Source organism: Streptomyces sp. NPDC048639 (genome assembly GCF_043199075.1).
Classification (GTDB): Bacteria; Actinomycetota; Actinomycetes; order Streptomycetales; family Streptomycetaceae; genus Streptomyces.
Window position 1 is genome coordinate 820,011 of the sequence record NZ_JBICVP010000003.1, and the last position, 14,277, is coordinate 834,287.

Annotated in this window: 13 protein-coding genes; 8 read left to right on the plus strand and 5 right to left on the minus strand. The window is 72.4% G+C overall.

The window, feature by feature from the left end; genetic code table 11:
* The first annotated feature begins 36 nt into the window (after positions 1–36).
* Positions 37–654, plus strand: coding sequence for a nucleoside triphosphate pyrophosphatase (locus ACGFNH_RS11850; RefSeq protein ID WP_393652887.1), 618 nt, complete (start codon positions 37–39; stop codon positions 652–654).
* Positions 655–790: 136 nt separating this feature from the next.
* On the opposite strand, the gene ACGFNH_RS11855 is transcribed toward ACGFNH_RS11850, so the two are convergent.
* On the minus strand, positions 791–1,225 hold the full coding sequence (locus tag ACGFNH_RS11855) for a hypothetical protein (RefSeq protein ID WP_393652888.1): 435 nt from the start codon (positions 1,223–1,225) through the stop codon (positions 791–793).
* A 390-nt stretch (positions 1,226–1,615) separates the two neighbouring features.
* Here ACGFNH_RS11855 and ACGFNH_RS11860 point away from each other — a divergent pair, with 390 nt between their 5' ends.
* Together ACGFNH_RS11860 and ACGFNH_RS11865 are read left to right on the plus strand one after the other, a co-directional pair.
* Positions 1,616–3,382, plus strand: a complete 1,767-nt coding sequence (locus ACGFNH_RS11860; protein ID WP_393652889.1) for an acetyl/propionyl/methylcrotonyl-CoA carboxylase subunit alpha — start codon at positions 1,616–1,618, stop codon at positions 3,380–3,382.
* A gap of 379 nt (positions 3,383–3,761) precedes the next feature.
* A complete protein-coding gene (locus ACGFNH_RS11865) occupies positions 3,762–4,325 on the plus strand; it encodes a TetR/AcrR family transcriptional regulator (RefSeq protein WP_393652944.1) in 564 nt (187 codons plus the stop codon).
* Between the two features lie 194 nt (positions 4,326–4,519).
* Here the strand turns inward: ACGFNH_RS11865 and ACGFNH_RS11870 are convergent, their stop codons facing one another.
* Together ACGFNH_RS11870 and ACGFNH_RS11875 are read right to left on the minus strand one after the other, a co-directional pair.
* Positions 4,520–5,536: a DeoR/GlpR family DNA-binding transcription regulator gene (locus ACGFNH_RS11870; RefSeq protein ID WP_393652890.1), complete on the minus strand. Its 1,017-nt coding sequence runs from the start codon at positions 5,534–5,536 to the stop codon at positions 4,520–4,522.
* Between the two features lie 98 nt (positions 5,537–5,634).
* Positions 5,635–7,083, minus strand: a complete 1,449-nt coding sequence (locus ACGFNH_RS11875) for an NAD(P)H-quinone dehydrogenase (RefSeq protein ID WP_393652891.1) — start codon at positions 7,081–7,083, stop codon at positions 5,635–5,637.
* Positions 7,084–7,330: 247 nt separating this feature from the next.
* Here ACGFNH_RS11875 and ACGFNH_RS11880 point away from each other — a divergent pair, with 247 nt between their 5' ends.
* The 5 genes from ACGFNH_RS11880 to ACGFNH_RS11900 all read left to right on the plus strand — a co-directional run bounded on the left by ACGFNH_RS11880 (position 7,331) and on the right by ACGFNH_RS11900 (position 12,475).
* The gene (locus ACGFNH_RS11880; protein WP_393652892.1) at positions 7,331–7,768 is read left to right on the plus strand and encodes a gamma-glutamylcyclotransferase; all 438 of its coding nucleotides are present in this window, start codon (positions 7,331–7,333) and stop codon (positions 7,766–7,768) included.
* 250 nt (positions 7,769–8,018) lie between these two features.
* On the plus strand, positions 8,019–8,834 hold the full coding sequence (locus tag ACGFNH_RS11885) for a purine-nucleoside phosphorylase (RefSeq protein WP_393652893.1): 816 nt from the start codon (positions 8,019–8,021) through the stop codon (positions 8,832–8,834).
* Between the two features lie 105 nt (positions 8,835–8,939).
* Positions 8,940–10,640: a phospho-sugar mutase gene (locus tag ACGFNH_RS11890; protein ID WP_393652945.1), complete on the plus strand. Its 1,701-nt coding sequence runs from the start codon at positions 8,940–8,942 to the stop codon at positions 10,638–10,640.
* Between the two features lie 231 nt (positions 10,641–10,871).
* Positions 10,872–11,483 carry a TetR/AcrR family transcriptional regulator gene (locus ACGFNH_RS11895; RefSeq protein ID WP_393652894.1) on the plus strand — a complete coding sequence of 204 codons (612 nt, stop codon included), beginning with the start codon at positions 10,872–10,874 and terminating at the stop codon, positions 11,481–11,483.
* 29 nt (positions 11,484–11,512) lie between these two features.
* Complete coding sequence (locus tag ACGFNH_RS11900) at positions 11,513–12,475, plus strand: phytanoyl-CoA dioxygenase family protein (protein WP_393652895.1); 963 nt, start codon at positions 11,513–11,515, stop codon at positions 12,473–12,475.
* Between the two features lie 32 nt (positions 12,476–12,507).
* Here the strand turns inward: ACGFNH_RS11900 and ACGFNH_RS11905 are convergent, their stop codons facing one another.
* Positions 12,508–13,149 (minus strand): PH domain-containing protein, encoded by a 642-nt coding sequence (locus ACGFNH_RS11905; RefSeq protein WP_393652896.1) that lies wholly within the window; start codon positions 13,147–13,149, stop codon positions 12,508–12,510.
* Positions 13,146–13,802 carry a hypothetical protein gene (locus ACGFNH_RS11910; RefSeq protein WP_393652897.1) on the minus strand — a complete coding sequence of 219 codons (657 nt, stop codon included), beginning with the start codon at positions 13,800–13,802 and terminating at the stop codon, positions 13,146–13,148. Before ACGFNH_RS11910 ends, ACGFNH_RS11905 begins: the two co-directional genes overlap by 4 nt.
* Positions 13,803–14,277: the final 475 nt, after the last annotated feature.

The following is a 14,277-nucleotide window of genomic DNA, read 5'->3' on the forward strand; positions in this document are numbered from 1 at the left end:
GCGTACGGCAAGGAGGCCCCCGATACCCTGGGCCCCATGACCGAGCATTCCGCCTCCGCCCGGCGTCACCTCGTCCTCGCCTCCGCCTCCCCCGCCCGCCTCGGGCTGCTGCGTCAGGCGGGCCTCGCGCCCGATGTCGTCGTCAGCGGGGTGGACGAGGACGCGATCAGCGCGGACTCCCCGGAGGAGTTGGCCCGGCTGCTGGCCGAGGCCAAGGCCGCCGCGGTGGCCGCACGGCCCGAGGCCGCGGGCGCGCTCGTCGTCGGCTGCGACTCGGTGCTGGAACTCGACGGCCAGGCGTACGGGAAGCCGACCGACGCCGAGGACGCGACGGCGCGGTGGAAGTCGATGCGCGGGCGTTCGGGCATCCTGCGCACCGGGCACTGCGTGATCGACACGGCGACGGAACGGCGGACCTCCGCCACCGCCTCGACGACGGTCCGCTTCGGGGAGCCGACGGACGCGGAGATCGCGGAGTACGTCGCGAGCGGCGAACCGCTGCACGTGGCGGGCGCGTTCACCCTCGACGGGCGGTCCGCGCCGTTCATCGACGGCATCGACGGGGACCCGGGCAATGTCATCGGGCTGTCGCTGCCGCTGCTGCGGCGGCTGCTCGCGGACGTGGGCACGGGGATCACGGAACTCTGGGCGTAGGACCGTCCGTTCGCCCCCGCCCGCGGCCCCCGCTTCCCGGTGGGCGGAGGCGTACGGAACTTCTCGGCGGGCCGGCGCACCCATCCGCGTACGGGCCTGCGGACGCGGTGGCGAACGTACGGACGCGGGGGCGGGCCTAGGACTCGGCCGGGGCCGGGGGCGCCGCCGGGGCTTCGCGACGCTCGGCCGGGAAGGCGACCAGCGTCAGCACGATCAGCCCGAAGACGACCATCATGAAGGCGAACGCGGCCCAGCCGACCAGCCCGACGGTGAGCGCACCGAGCACGCCGTGCACCACCGCGCAGGTGATGAGCAGGATGCGGGCGAAGCGCCCGGGGGCGCGGCCGGTGAGCGCGCAGCGGACCAGCACGACCGCGCACGCCGCCAGATAGAGACCGAAGACGCCACCCATGATCCAGGTGGAGAGGCTCATGGCGTCCGGATCGAGCCCGCCCAGCGACATCTTCTGCCGGTCCACGGATATCCCGAGGATCATGTTGACCAGGACGATGCCGGCTGCTTCCAGGAACAACAGCACAGCCGCCACCGCGGCCACGGGTCTCCGAGCCACCCCCCACCCACCCCACTTCACGTCGTTACCGCCAGTTCGGACAGAGACTAGTCACGCTACTAACCGGTAATCCGCTAAAACAAGGGTTCTGCAGGCTCCGGGCGCGCATCACCCGGCAGGACGGATCCGTTCAGCAAAGATTCCGCCCGGCGTTGGTAGGGATCCCACAAAGGAAGCCTCCTCGCGGCTGGTTCGACCGACAGAGATCTTGACCACACCAGATCGCGAGAATTCCTTGAGACTTCCGGGCGTACCGTGGGACGACAAGGAATTTCGGCACTCCCTCCGCACCCGGATGACGCTCTGTGTGGGCAAGGTCACCCCCGAGTGCGGCTCGGCAGGCCGTGTCGGTAGTCCCTAAACTCGCCTTGTTTCAAGGAGGGAGCCATCGTGCGCAAGGTGCTCATCGCCAACCGTGGCGAAATCGCTGTCCGCGTTGCCCGAGCCTGTCGGGACGCCGGGATCGCGAGCGTAGCCGTCTACGCCGACCCGGACCGGGACGCTCTGCACGTCCGCGCGGCCGACGAGGCCTACGCGCTGGGTGGTGACACCCCCGCCACCAGCTACCTGGACATCGCCAAAGTCCTCCAGGCCGCCGCCGATTCGGGTGCCGACGCCGTCCACCCCGGGTACGGATTCCTCTCGGAGAACGCCGAGTTCGCCCAGGCGGTCCTGGACGCGGGCCTGATCTGGATCGGCCCCCCGCCGCAGGCCATCCGCGACCTCGGCGACAAGGTCGCCGCCCGCCACATCGCCCAGCGCGCCGGCGCCCCGCTCGTGGCCGGCACCCCGGACCCGGTCAACGGCGCGGAGGAGGTCGTGGCCTTCGCCGAGCAGCACGGCCTGCCCATCGCCATCAAAGCCGCCTTCGGCGGCGGCGGACGCGGCCTGAAGGTCGCCCGCACCCTCGAAGAGGTCCCCGAGCTCTACGACTCCGCCGTCCGCGAGGCGGTCGCCGCCTTCGGCCGCGGAGAATGCTTCGTCGAGCGCTACCTGGACAAGCCGCGGCACGTGGAAACCCAGTGCCTGGCCGACCAGCACGGCAACGTCGTCGTGGTCTCCACCCGCGACTGCTCACTCCAGCGCCGCCACCAGAAACTCGTCGAGGAAGCCCCCGCCCCGTACCTGAGCCAGGCTCAGAACGACGAGCTGTACGCCGCGTCCAAAGCCATCCTCAAGGAGGCGGGCTACGTCGGCGCGGGCACCGTGGAGTTCCTCGTCGGCACGGACGGCACGATCTCCTTCCTGGAGGTCAACACCCGTCTCCAGGTCGAGCACCCGGTGACCGAGGAGGTCACGGGCATCGACCTCGTCCGCGAGATGTTCCGCATCGCCGACGGCGAGGAACTCGGCTACACCGACCCGCCGGTGCGCGGCCACTCCTTCGAGTTCCGCATCAACGGCGAGGACCCGGGCCGCAACTTCCTGCCCGCTCCCGGAACCGTCGCCCTCTTCAGCGCACCCGCGGGCCCCGGCGTCCGCCTGGACGCGGGCGTGGAGTCCGGCTCGGTCATCGGCCCGGCCTGGGACTCCCTGCTGGCGAAGCTGATCATCACCGGCGCCACCCGGCAGCAGGCCCTGCAGCGCGCCGCCCGGGCCCTGGCCGAGTTCCAGGTGGAGGGCATGGCCACGGCGATCCCCTTCCACCGCGCAGTGGTCGAGGACTCGGCGTTCGCCCCCGAACTGACCGGCTCCTCCGGACCGTTTACGGTCCACACCCGGTGGATCGAGACCGAGTTCGTCAACGAGATCAAGCCCTTCGCCGCCCCCGAGTCGGAGGAGGCGGAGGGAGAGACCCGCGAGACCGTGGTCGTCGAGGTCGGCGGCAAGCGTCTTGAGGTCTCCCTGCCGTCCTCGCTGGGCGTCTCCGCGGCGCCGGCCGCCACGGGCACCAAGAAGCCCAAGCGCAAGGCGTCCAAGAAGGCGGGCTCCGCCGCCTCCGGCGACGCCCTGGCCTCCCCGATGCAGGGCACCATCGTCAAGGTCGCCGTCGAGGACGGCCAGGAGGTCAAGGAGGGCGACCTCGTCGTCGTCCTCGAGGCCATGAAGATGGAGCAGCCGCTGAACGCCCACCGCTCCGGCACGATCAAGGGCCTGACGGCCGAGGTCGGCGCCGGCATCTCCTCGGGCGCGGTCATCTGCGAGATCAAGGACTGACGGCCGGCCGCTGCAACGGCCTTCCCGACCGTGAGTACCGCGGGGCCCCACCGTTTCGACGCTGGGGCCCCGCTGCCGTGTCGTGGGCCGTCCCCTCGTGTGGGTTGCCGAGTGCCCGGCCCATGAGGGCTGCCGAGTGCCCGGCCCGTGCGGGCTGCCGAGTGCCCGGCCCGTGCGGGCTGCCGAGTGCCCGGCCCGGGTGGTGTGTGGTCGCCGTACCCGTTCGGAGCTGCTCGGAGGCGTCCTCCGGATGGCGGTGGCATGCTGGACGCAACGGCTGGCCGGGCAAGGACGGGACGGAGGACGGGCGATGGCGACGGAGACCGGACGCGTGGCCGAGCGGGAGCCCCGGGACCCGGAGCAACCGCCCCTACGCCCCATGCGGGCTGACGCGCGGCGGAACTATGAGCGGCTTCTCACCGAGGCGCGAACGGCCTTCACCGAGCACGGCACGGACGCGTCGCTCGAGGACATCGCCAAGCGCGCCGGCGTCGGCATCGGGACCCTCTACCGCCACTTCCCGAACCGGTACGCCCTCATGTGCGCCGTCTTCCAGGGAGAGGTCGACGGACTGCTGGCGCGTTCGCGGGAGTTGCTGGGGGCCGAGCAGCCGTGCACCGCGCTGGTGGAGTGGCTGCGGGCGATCATCGCGCACGCCAGTACGTATCGCGGCCTGGCGCGGGCGCTGATGAGCGCCTCGCACGACGCGCATTCGGCCCTGTCGCGGTGCAGTGTGCCGATGGGCGAGGCGGGCAGCGCGCTGCTCGTGCGGGCCCAACAGGCCGGCGCGGTGCGGCCGGGCGTCGAGATCGGCGATCTGATGCAGCTCACCAATGCCATCGCCCTGGCCGTCGAGGAGAGCCCGGGTGATCCGGAGCTGGCGGACCGGCTGCTGGCGCTGACGCTCACCGGGCTCAAAGGGGCGGGCGAGACGACCGGTTGAGCCCGGGGCTGTACGAACCGCGGGCCGAGCGGCACGCGCGCGCCCGACGGGCGTCCGCACCTCACGCCCGGCGCTTGCCCCTGCCCCTGCCCGCGGGACGGTTGGGTCTCCCACCGCCACCGCACGACGCGCCCGGCCCGGCCCGGCTGGTCCCCCGACCCGCCGGGCCGGTCCGCGGGTGAGGCGCGGGCAGGCTATCTGCGCCGCGGCGAGAGGTCCGCGACCCTGCCGTTGCTCATCGCGGCCTGCTGATCCGCCAGGCCGCCCGCACTGCGCAGTTGAGGGCCGCCGTGTCCCGGCGGATGGTTCCTCCGCTGCCCCGGCAACGGCAGCTCCTCGGCGTTCTTCGCGCCGGGCGGGCCCATACGACGCGGGCTGCGCGCCACCGGACCGTTCCCCTCGGAGCTGCCCTGGCCCTGAGCCCCCGAGCCCGGGCCCGCGACCGCGATCTGCACGCCCTGGTCTGCGAGGGCCTGCAACTCGGTGGCGGCGCGGTCGTCGTGGAGCGGCGGCTCGTCGGTGACCAGCCGCGTGATCACATCGGTGGGCACCGTCTGGAACATGGTGTCGGCGCCCAGCTTCGTGTGGTCCGCGAGGACGACGACCTCGCCCGCGGCCTGGACGAGTGCCCGGTCGACGCTTGCCGACAGCATGTTGGACGTGGACAGCCCGCGCTCGGCGGTCAGTCCGCTTCCGGACAGGAAGGCCCGGGAGACCCGCAGCCCCTGAAGGGACTGCTCGGCTCCGCTGCCCACCAGGGCGTAGTTGGAACCGCGCAGCGTGCCACCGGTCATGACGACCTCGACCCGGTTGGCGTGGGCGAGGGCCTGGGCGACCAGCAGCGAGTTGGTGACCACCGTCAGGCCCGGAACCCGCGCGAGCCGGCGGGCCAGCTCCTGCGTGGTCGTCCCCGCACCGACGACGATGGCCTCGCCCTCTTCGACGAGTCCGGCCGCGAGGTCGGCGATCGCCGTCTTCTCGGCGGTCGCTAGATGGGATTTCTGCGGGAAGCCGGACTCCCTGGTGAAACCGCCCGGCAGCACCGCACCGCCGTGGCGGCGGTCCAGCAGTCCTTCTGCCTCCAGCGCGCGCACGTCTCGCCGTACGGTCACTTCTGAGGTCTGGACGACGCGGGCGAGCTCACGGAGCGACACGGCTCCGTTCGCTCGCACCATTTCGAGGATCAATTGGCGACGTTCTGCAGCGAACACGAAACTGACAGTAACGCCAACGACCGTCTTGTTTCAGCAGTTTGCGCCGAATGGCAGAAGTTGGCCGCAACAAGGGGCGCGGAATGGTATAGAGCGGGTCAGGCTTCGCGCTGTGTCTTACGGGTGTGCAATTGCCGCGCGGTTTCGGCGATCGAGCCGGACAGCGAGGGGTACACCGTGAAGGTGTTGGCGATCTGCTCCACCGTCAGGTTGTTGTCGACGGCGATCGCCATCGAGTGGATCAGCTCGCTCGCGCGCGGCGAGACGACGACGCCGCCCACGATGATGCCGGTGCCCGGACGGCAGAAGATCTTCACGAAGCCGTCCCGGATGCCCTGCATCTTCGCGCGCGGGTTGCGCAGCAGCGGCAGCTTCACGACGCGGGCGTCGATCAGGCCGCTGTCCACGTCCGCCTGCGAGTAGCCGACCGTGGCGATCTCGGGGTCGGTGAAGACGTTCGCCGAGACGGTCTTGAGGTCCAGCGGTGCGACCGCGCTGCCCAGGAAGTGGTACATCGCGATGCGGCCCTGCATCGCCGCGACGGACGCCAGCGGCAGGATGCCGGTGCAGTCACCGGCCGCGTAAACGCCGGGCGCGCTCGTACGGGAGACCCCGTCGGTCCAGATGTGCCCGGACTCCTTGAGGCGGACGCCGGACTCCTCCAGGCCCATGTCGGCCGAGTTGGGGATCGAGCCGACCGCCATGAGGCAGTGCGACGCGCCGATGACACGGCCGTCGGAGAGCGTGACCTCGACCCGGTCGCCGACGCGCTTGGCGGACTGGGCGCGGGAGCGGGCCATCACATTCATGCCGCGCCGCCGGAAGACGTCCTCCAGTACGGCCGCGGCGTCCGGGTCCTCGCCGGGCAGCACCCGGTCGCGGCTGGAGACCAGGGTGACCTTCGTGCCGAGCGCCTGGTACGCGCCGGCGAACTCGGCACCGGTCACACCCGAGCCGACCACGATCAGCTCTTCGGGAAGCTCCTCGAGGTCGTAGACCTGCTTCCAGTTGAGGATCCGCTCGCCGTCGGGCAGGGCGTCCGGGATCTCGCGCGGGTTCGCGCCGGTCGCGATGAGGACGGCGTCGGCGGTCAGCGTCTCCTGGGATCCGTCGTCGGCCGTCACGGTCACCTGCCGCGACCCGTCGGGCGCCTGGGCCGGCTCCAGCCGACCGCGGCCCCGCATGACGCGTCCGCCGGCGCGGGTCACGGAGGCGGTGATGTCGTGGGACTGGGCGAGCGCGAGACGCTTGACGCGGCGGTTGACCTTGCCGAGGTCGACGCCGACGATGCGCGCGGGCGTGTCCACGTACGGGGTGTCGTCCGCGACGATGATCCCCAGCTCCTCGTGGGAGGAGTCGAAGCTGGTCATCACCTCGGCCGTGGCGATCAGGGTCTTCGACGGGACGCAGTCGGTGAGGACCGACGCACCGCCCAGACCGTCGCGGTCGACGACGGTCACCTCTGCGCCGAGCTGTGCACCCACCAGCGCTGCTTCGTAGCCGCCGGGTCCGCCACCGATGATCACGATCCGAGTCACATGCTCCATTGTCCCGCACGGCTCCCGGAGCCACTCAGTGGGGGCTCGAAAGACGTTCGGACGGCTTGGCGATCACGCTCCGACGGGTGTTCGGGCGCGGGACGCGGGGGCGGGGTCGTGACCGGTCGAGGGGCGGGCGATCGGTTCGCCGTACGGCCGGACGGCACGGGCGCGTTGTGCGCGCCGCGGCCCAGCGCGTCATCCGTACGACCGGGCACCCCGGGAAACCCCGGAGCCACTCCCGTACTCTCGAAACATGTCGCTCTACGCCGCGTACGCCGGCAACCTCGACGCGCGGCTGATGTCCCGCCGCGCACCCCACTCGCCGCTTCGCGGCACGGGCTGGCTCTCCGGCTGGCGACTGACGTTCGGCGGCGAACAGATGGGCTGGGAAGGCGCGCTCGCGACGATCGTCGAGGCACCGGCCTCCCAGGTCTTCGTCGCGCTCTACGACATCGCGCCCATGGACGAGGACTCCATGGACCGCTGGGAGGGCGTCGGACTGTCCATCTACCGGCGCACACGGGTGCGGGTGCACACGCTGGACGGCGACTCGACCGCGTGGACGTACGTGCTCAACGGCTACGAGGGCGGGCTGCCGTCGGCGCGCTACCTCGGCGAGATCGCCGATGCGGCGGAATCGTCGGGCGCACCGCACGACTATGTGATGGGGCTCCGCAAGCGGCCCTGCTGACGCCGCTCCCCCGATGCCGCCGAGGGCGGCCCACGGATCTCGGCATCCGGACCCGCAGCCCGGCATCCGGACCGGACACACACGCCTCCGGGCTGCGTTCGACACTTGCGTCACACCCTGTGCGCACCTTGCGCCGCACCCCCCGCACCCCTTGCGCCCCAGGGCGGAAACCGGTTTCCGCCAGAGTCGGGGTGTCCACTGTCCGGAGTACGTCTACGCGCGTAGGCGTTTAGCGGCTACGCTCGTGCGCGTGAACGCATCTGTTTCTTCGGACATCCCCGGCGCCCCCGACGCCGATGCAGCCGCCGCCCGCCTGCGGGAACTCACCGGTGCCGACACCCATGACGTCGCGCTCGTCATGGGCTCCGGCTGGGTCCCCGCCGCCGAGGCCCTCGGGGCGCCCGAGCACGAGTTCCCGGTCACCGACCTGCCGGGCTTCCCGCCGCCCATCGTCGAGGGCCACGCAGGAAAGGTGCGCTCGTACCGGATCGGCGAGAAGCGCGCCCTGGTCTTCCTCGGCCGCACCCACTATTACGAGGGCCTCGGCGTCGCCGCGGTCGCGCACGGCGTACGGACCGCCGTCGCCGCCGGCTGCAAGACCGTCGTGCTGACCAACGGCTGCGGCGGCCTGCGCCCGGGCATGCGCCCCGGACAGCCCGTCCTCATCAGCGACCACCTCAACCTCACGAGCACGTCCCCCATCGTCGGCGCCAACTTCGTCGACCTCACCGACCTCTACTCCCCGCGCCTGCGCGCGCTCTGCAAGGAGATCGACAGCTCTCTCGAAGAGGGCGTCTACGCGCAGCTCCCCGGCCCGCACTACGAGACCCCGGCCGAGATCAACATGCTCCGGGTCATGGGCGCGGACCTGGTCGGCATGTCCACCGTCCTGGAGGCCATCGCGGCCCGCGAGTCCGGCGCCGAGGTCCTGGGCATCTCACTGGTCACCAACCTCGCGGCCGGCATGACCGGTGAACCGCTCAACCACGAAGAGGTGCTCCAGGCCGGGCGCGACTCCGCGGCTCGCATGGGCAGCCTGCTGGCGCAGGTCCTCGGACGGATCTGAGCCGTACCGAGATTCCTCCCCGGGGGCCGGGTACACATCCGGCACCCGCGAAATCCGACACAGGAGCGCATCACCGTGGCAGTGGCACGCGACACAGCGGAGCTGATGGGCCGGGCCCGCGCCTGGCTGGCCGAGGACCCGGACCCGGAGACCCGCGACGAACTGGTCAGGCTGCTCGAGAGCGTGGACCCCTCCGACGTCGAGGACGACGTGGAGACGAAGGCGCTCGCCGAACTGGCCGACCGGTTCGCCGGCACCCTGCAGTTCGGCACCGCCGGACTCCGCGGCGAACTCGGCGCGGGTCCCATGCGGATGAACCGGGCCGTGGTCATCCGTGCCGCCGCGGGCCTCGCCGCGTACCTCCGCACCAAGGGGGCCGCGACGGGTGGCGACGGGCCCGGCCTGGTCGTGATCGGCTACGACGCCCGCTACAAGAGCGCCGACTTCGCACGGGACACCGCCGCCGTGATGACCGGTGCCGGACTGCGGGCCGCGCTGCTGCCGTACCCGCTGCCCACCCCCGTGCTCGCCTTCGCCGTACGGCACTTGGGCGCGGTCGCCGGCGTGGCCGTCACCGCCAGCCACAACCCGCCGCGCGACAACGGCTACAAGGTCTACCTCGGCGACGGCTCGCAGATCGTGCCGCCCGCGGACGACGGGATCGCCGCGGAGATCGCGGCCGTCGGCAGCCTGCACGACGTACCGCGGCCCGACACGGGCTGGGAGACGCTGGGCGACGAGATCGTGGACGCGTACGTGGCCCGTACGGACGCGGCGATGACCGAGGGCACACCGCGCGATGTCCGCGTGGTCTACACGCCTCTGCACGGCGTCGGCCGCGACACCTTCGTCGCCGCCTTCACCCGCGCGGGCTTTCCCGCCCCCGTCGTCGTGGCCGAGCAGGCCGACCCGGACCCGGCGTTCCCGACCGTCGCCTTCCCCAACCCGGAGGAGCCGGGCGCGATGGACCTCGCGTTCGCCACCGCACGCTCCGAGCGCCCGGACATCGTCATCGCCAACGACCCGGACGCGGACCGCTGCGCCGTCGCCGTGCCGGACGCCTCCGCCGAGGCGGGCTGGCGGATGCTGCGCGGCGACGAGGTGGGGGCTCTGCTCGCCACCCACCTCGTGCACAAGCGGGCACGTGGCACGTTCGCGACGACGATCGTCTCCTCCTCCCTGCTCTCCCGGATCGCGGCCGCGGCCGAGGTCCCGTACGAGGAGACGCTGACCGGGTTCAAGTGGCTGGCCCGGGTCGACGGGCTGCGCTACGCGTACGAGGAGGCGCTCGGCTACTGCGTCGACCCCGTCGGTGTCCGCGACAAGGACGGCATCTCGGCCGCGCTGCTCGTCGCCGAGCTGACCGCCGAACTCAAGCAGGCCGACCGCACGTTGCTCGACCTGCTCGACGACATCGCCGTCGAGTACGGGCTGCACGCCACGGACCAGCTCTCCGTACGGGTCGAGGATCTCGCGCGGATCGGGGCGGCGATGGAGCGGCTGCGTGAGCAGCCCCCGGCCTCCCTCGCCGGACTGACCGTCACCTCGGGCGAGGACCTCTCCAAGGGCACGGACCGGCTGCCGCCGACGGACGGCCTGCGGTACCGGTTGGCCGGGGACGACGACCGGGGCGTGGAGGGCGCGCGGGTGATCGTCCGCCCGAGCGGCACCGAGCCGAAGCTCAAGTGCTACCTGGAGGTCGTGGTTCCGGTGGGCGGTCAGGACGCCCTGGACAGGGCGCGGGCCACGGCCCGTTCGGTCCTGGCCGAGCTGAAGAGGGACGTGGCGACGGCAGCCGGTATCTGACAACGGGGCCCGGCATCCGACGCCGCATCTCCCTATCCGGCATTGCCGACCTGGTTCGCCTGCGCCGCCCTCCGTCCCGCCCGCACCGCGGCGGACGACGGGGGGCGGTGGTCTGTCCGATGGGCACGCCCTGCCCGCGGACAAAGGGATACGCGGGATCGGATACGTGGGAGCGGTTACGCGGGAGCGGCCCTCTTGACTGTTGAGTTGAACTCAACTTAGATCGGCTGAGTGAGCCCATCCGACACACCCCGCAGCGCGGCGGCACGGGAGCGGCTGCTCCGGGCAGCCGCGGAGGAGCTGAGCGAGACCGGCGCCCTGGAGGTCGCGGCCGTGGCGCGGCGGGCAGGGGTGAGCACCGGCCTTCCGTACCGCTATTTCGGCACCCGCAGCGGCCTGCTCATCGCCGTTCTCGACGCCTTCCACCAGCGCCTCGGGGAGGCCTGCGCCCTGCGCGAGTACGCCGCTCCGACCTGGGCCGAGCGGGAGGAACAGCGCATCCGCGACTGGGTGACGTTCCTGTACGACGAGCCGCTGGCACCGCTCGTGCTCGGCGGGCTGGTCGGCGAGGCCGAGGTGGCCGCGTCGCACGCCGCCCGGCTCGACGCCCTGATCGAGCTGGGCGCCCGCAACATCGCTCATGCCCAACGCGCGGGTGAACTCCCCGCAGGCCGTGACCCGGAGTTCCTGGCCGCCGCCGTGCTCGGCGGGACGAACTCCCTGGTCTCGGTCGCGCTCACCCGTACCCCGCGGCCGCCCGCGGGCACCGTGACGGACGCGATCCGGTCCTTCGTCTCCGGCGCCGTCGGCCTCTCCGGCGGCCCGCTCGCGCCCTCCTCGTAACCCGACCCTCCTCGCAGAAGGGCCCCGACATGCCCCTCGCCCCGAACGAGCCGCTCGACGACGACGCCCGCGCCGATGCCGCCGGAGCGGGCGGTGCTGCCGTTGCTGCCGGTAGCGCCGGTGCTGCCTCTGCCGCCGGCGCCGTGGGCACCATCGCCTCGGTCGACGCTCTGGCCACGGATCTGGCACGGCGTCACCGGACCACGGAGGGCGGCGGTTCGGCCGTCGACCCCGCTGTCGTGGACGCCGACCTCGCGGCCGTCGAACGCGACGGGTACGTGGTCCTGGAAGGTCTCCTCGACGCGGCCGCGTGCGAGGACGTCAGGGCCGCGGTGACGCCGCTGCTGGACCGGCGCGGCCGCAACACCTTCGAGGGCCACCGCACCCAGCGCGTCTACAGCGTGCTGAACAAGACCCGCGCCTGCGACCGGCTCGTCGACCACCCCCGCGTCCTGGCCCTGCTGGACCGGCTGTTCCTTCCCAACTACCTGCTCTCCCAGCTCCAGGTGATCGACATCAATCCCGGCGAGGACGCCCAACTCCTGCATCCCGACGATCTGATGTACCCGGTGCCGCGGCCCCGTCCGCCGCTCGGTGCCGCGACGGTGTGGTCCATCGACGCGTTCACCGAGGAGAACGGAGCCACGGTCGTCCTGCCGGGCAGCCACCGCTGGGGCGACGACCGCAGACCCGCGGAGGACGACCCGCGGGTGGCCGCCGTGATGCCGCCGGGCTCCTGCGTGTTCTTCGTCGGGACGCTGTGGCACGGCGGCGGGGCCAACCGTTCGGCCCGCTCCCGTCTCGCGGTCACCGCGCAGTACTGCCAGCCCTGGCTGCGGCCACAGGAATCGTTCACCCTCTCCACGGGCCGGGAGACCGTACGAGCGGTGTCGGAGGACATCCGCCGCATGCTCGGCTACAGCATCCACCCGCCGTTCATGGGGATGGTCGACGGCATGCACCCCGTGCGGCTGCTGGACGCACCCTCCTGAGCCCCCGCCGACGGAGGCGGCCCGGGCACCGGTCAGCCGGTGGCGAGGAGGATCGCCAGCAGGATCGCGCCGGCCACGGCCGGCGCGATGACCTCGTACGCCCAGCGCCCCACCGGCTCGCCCTGCGCGGCTTCGTCCGCGGCGTGCCGCTCGGCGAGTTCGCGCAGTTCGTCCATGGCCTCGTCGACCGGCGCCCTCCGCCCCTCGGACTGCGCCTCTGCGCCGTATGTGTCCTGGGCCGCGGCGCGGTCCGCGTGACGCACCGCCTTCTTGCGCGCCCGCAGGGAGACCGGGATCGCCCAGAGCTGGTACTTCCGTCCGCCCGCGAAGACCTCGCTGGTGAACGACGCCCGTACGTCCTCCACCGAGGCCCAGGGCAGCGAGACGGTGCGGAGCGGGTTGCGCACGCGGAGCATGCGGGTGCCCGCGAAGACCGCCGGCCGCACCGTGTACGCCGACACCAGCGGCACGACGAACAGCAGCCCGGCCAGCGCCAGCCACGGCGTACGGCCCTCACCGTGGACCAGTGCGTCGATGCCGAGCCAGCCGATGAGAGCCAGCATCAGCGCGCCCCCGGCCATCCCGGCGGGCGAGCGATAGATGCGGTCGGCGTACTGCGGCTCCTCCTGCGCGGGCGCGGGCTCGGGGGAGGTGGAGTCGTCGGGGCTCGTCATGGGCCCGATTCTGCCTGATCGTCCGGATGCCGGAGATTGCGGTCCGGTCTCGGATTGCGTACCGCGACCGCCACCAGCCATGCGAACCCGAGCGCGAAGCCCAGCATCGTGACGACGCCGCGCGGCCAGAAGATGTGGCTGTCGGTGAACGACCAGCAGCAGACGAGCAGGACGGCGGTGGCGGGCAGCACGCGTGCCCCGTGGCGGAGGAACAGGGCGAGGGACGCGGCGACGACGGCGACGCCGAGCGCGTACGCACCCGCGGCACCGAGCGCGTCGCCGGTCCGGTAGAGCGGATGGACGACACCTGCGGGATGCGGCCCCGCATGCTCCCGGACCGTCCCGGCCGCGATGCCGGCGACCGCGTCCAGACCGGTGTAGAAGGCGGCGTAGCCGAAGGCCCCGGCCCAGGCGAGGACCGTGGCCAGCCCATCGGCGTCCCTTCCCGGACGCCGCCCCCGCAGCGGCACGACCACGCCGAGCGCCAGCAGCGGGAACACGGGCAGCAGCCAGATGTGCAGAGTGGCCCAGTGCACCGCGCTGTCCCGGGTGAGTGCCTGCGGGTGCACGAGGCCGACAGCGGCGAGCAGCAGGGGCGCGGCCGCGACGAGGACGACCCTGCCGAGGTACGAGGATCCGGTGGTCGTGGGCATGCGGGGGATCGTAGGAGCGGCACGGCGCCGACGGGACCGCCCGTGCCCCGGCGTCAGGGATCCGTAAGACACGGGGCCGTTGGACACGGGGCATCGGGCGCGGAGCGTTGGGTGCGGGGCCGTTGGGTGCGGGGCACGGGGCCTCGGCCCGGACGTCGGGCCCGCCGCACGGCGTTGTGGATTCAGGGCGCGGTGGTGGTCGCGGTGCGGCGGATCTCGGTGCGGCGCTGTGTTTTCGGGGCGCGGTGGGGCGGTCTGCCTGGTTCGGGTGGGGGTTGTTGCCCGGATGGCGGCCCGGTGGTGGGCGGTTGAGCATCGGGGCGAGCCCGGGGCGTGGCTGGGCCGGGCGCCCGCGGGTGCGGCCGTCGTCCGGTTGCGCAACAGACCGCCCACGGTGTCCCGCCCGAGCCATCGATTGCGCCAGTCCCGTAGACCCGTCGTCGAAATGCTTGACCGCAGGCAAGCAATCCCACAA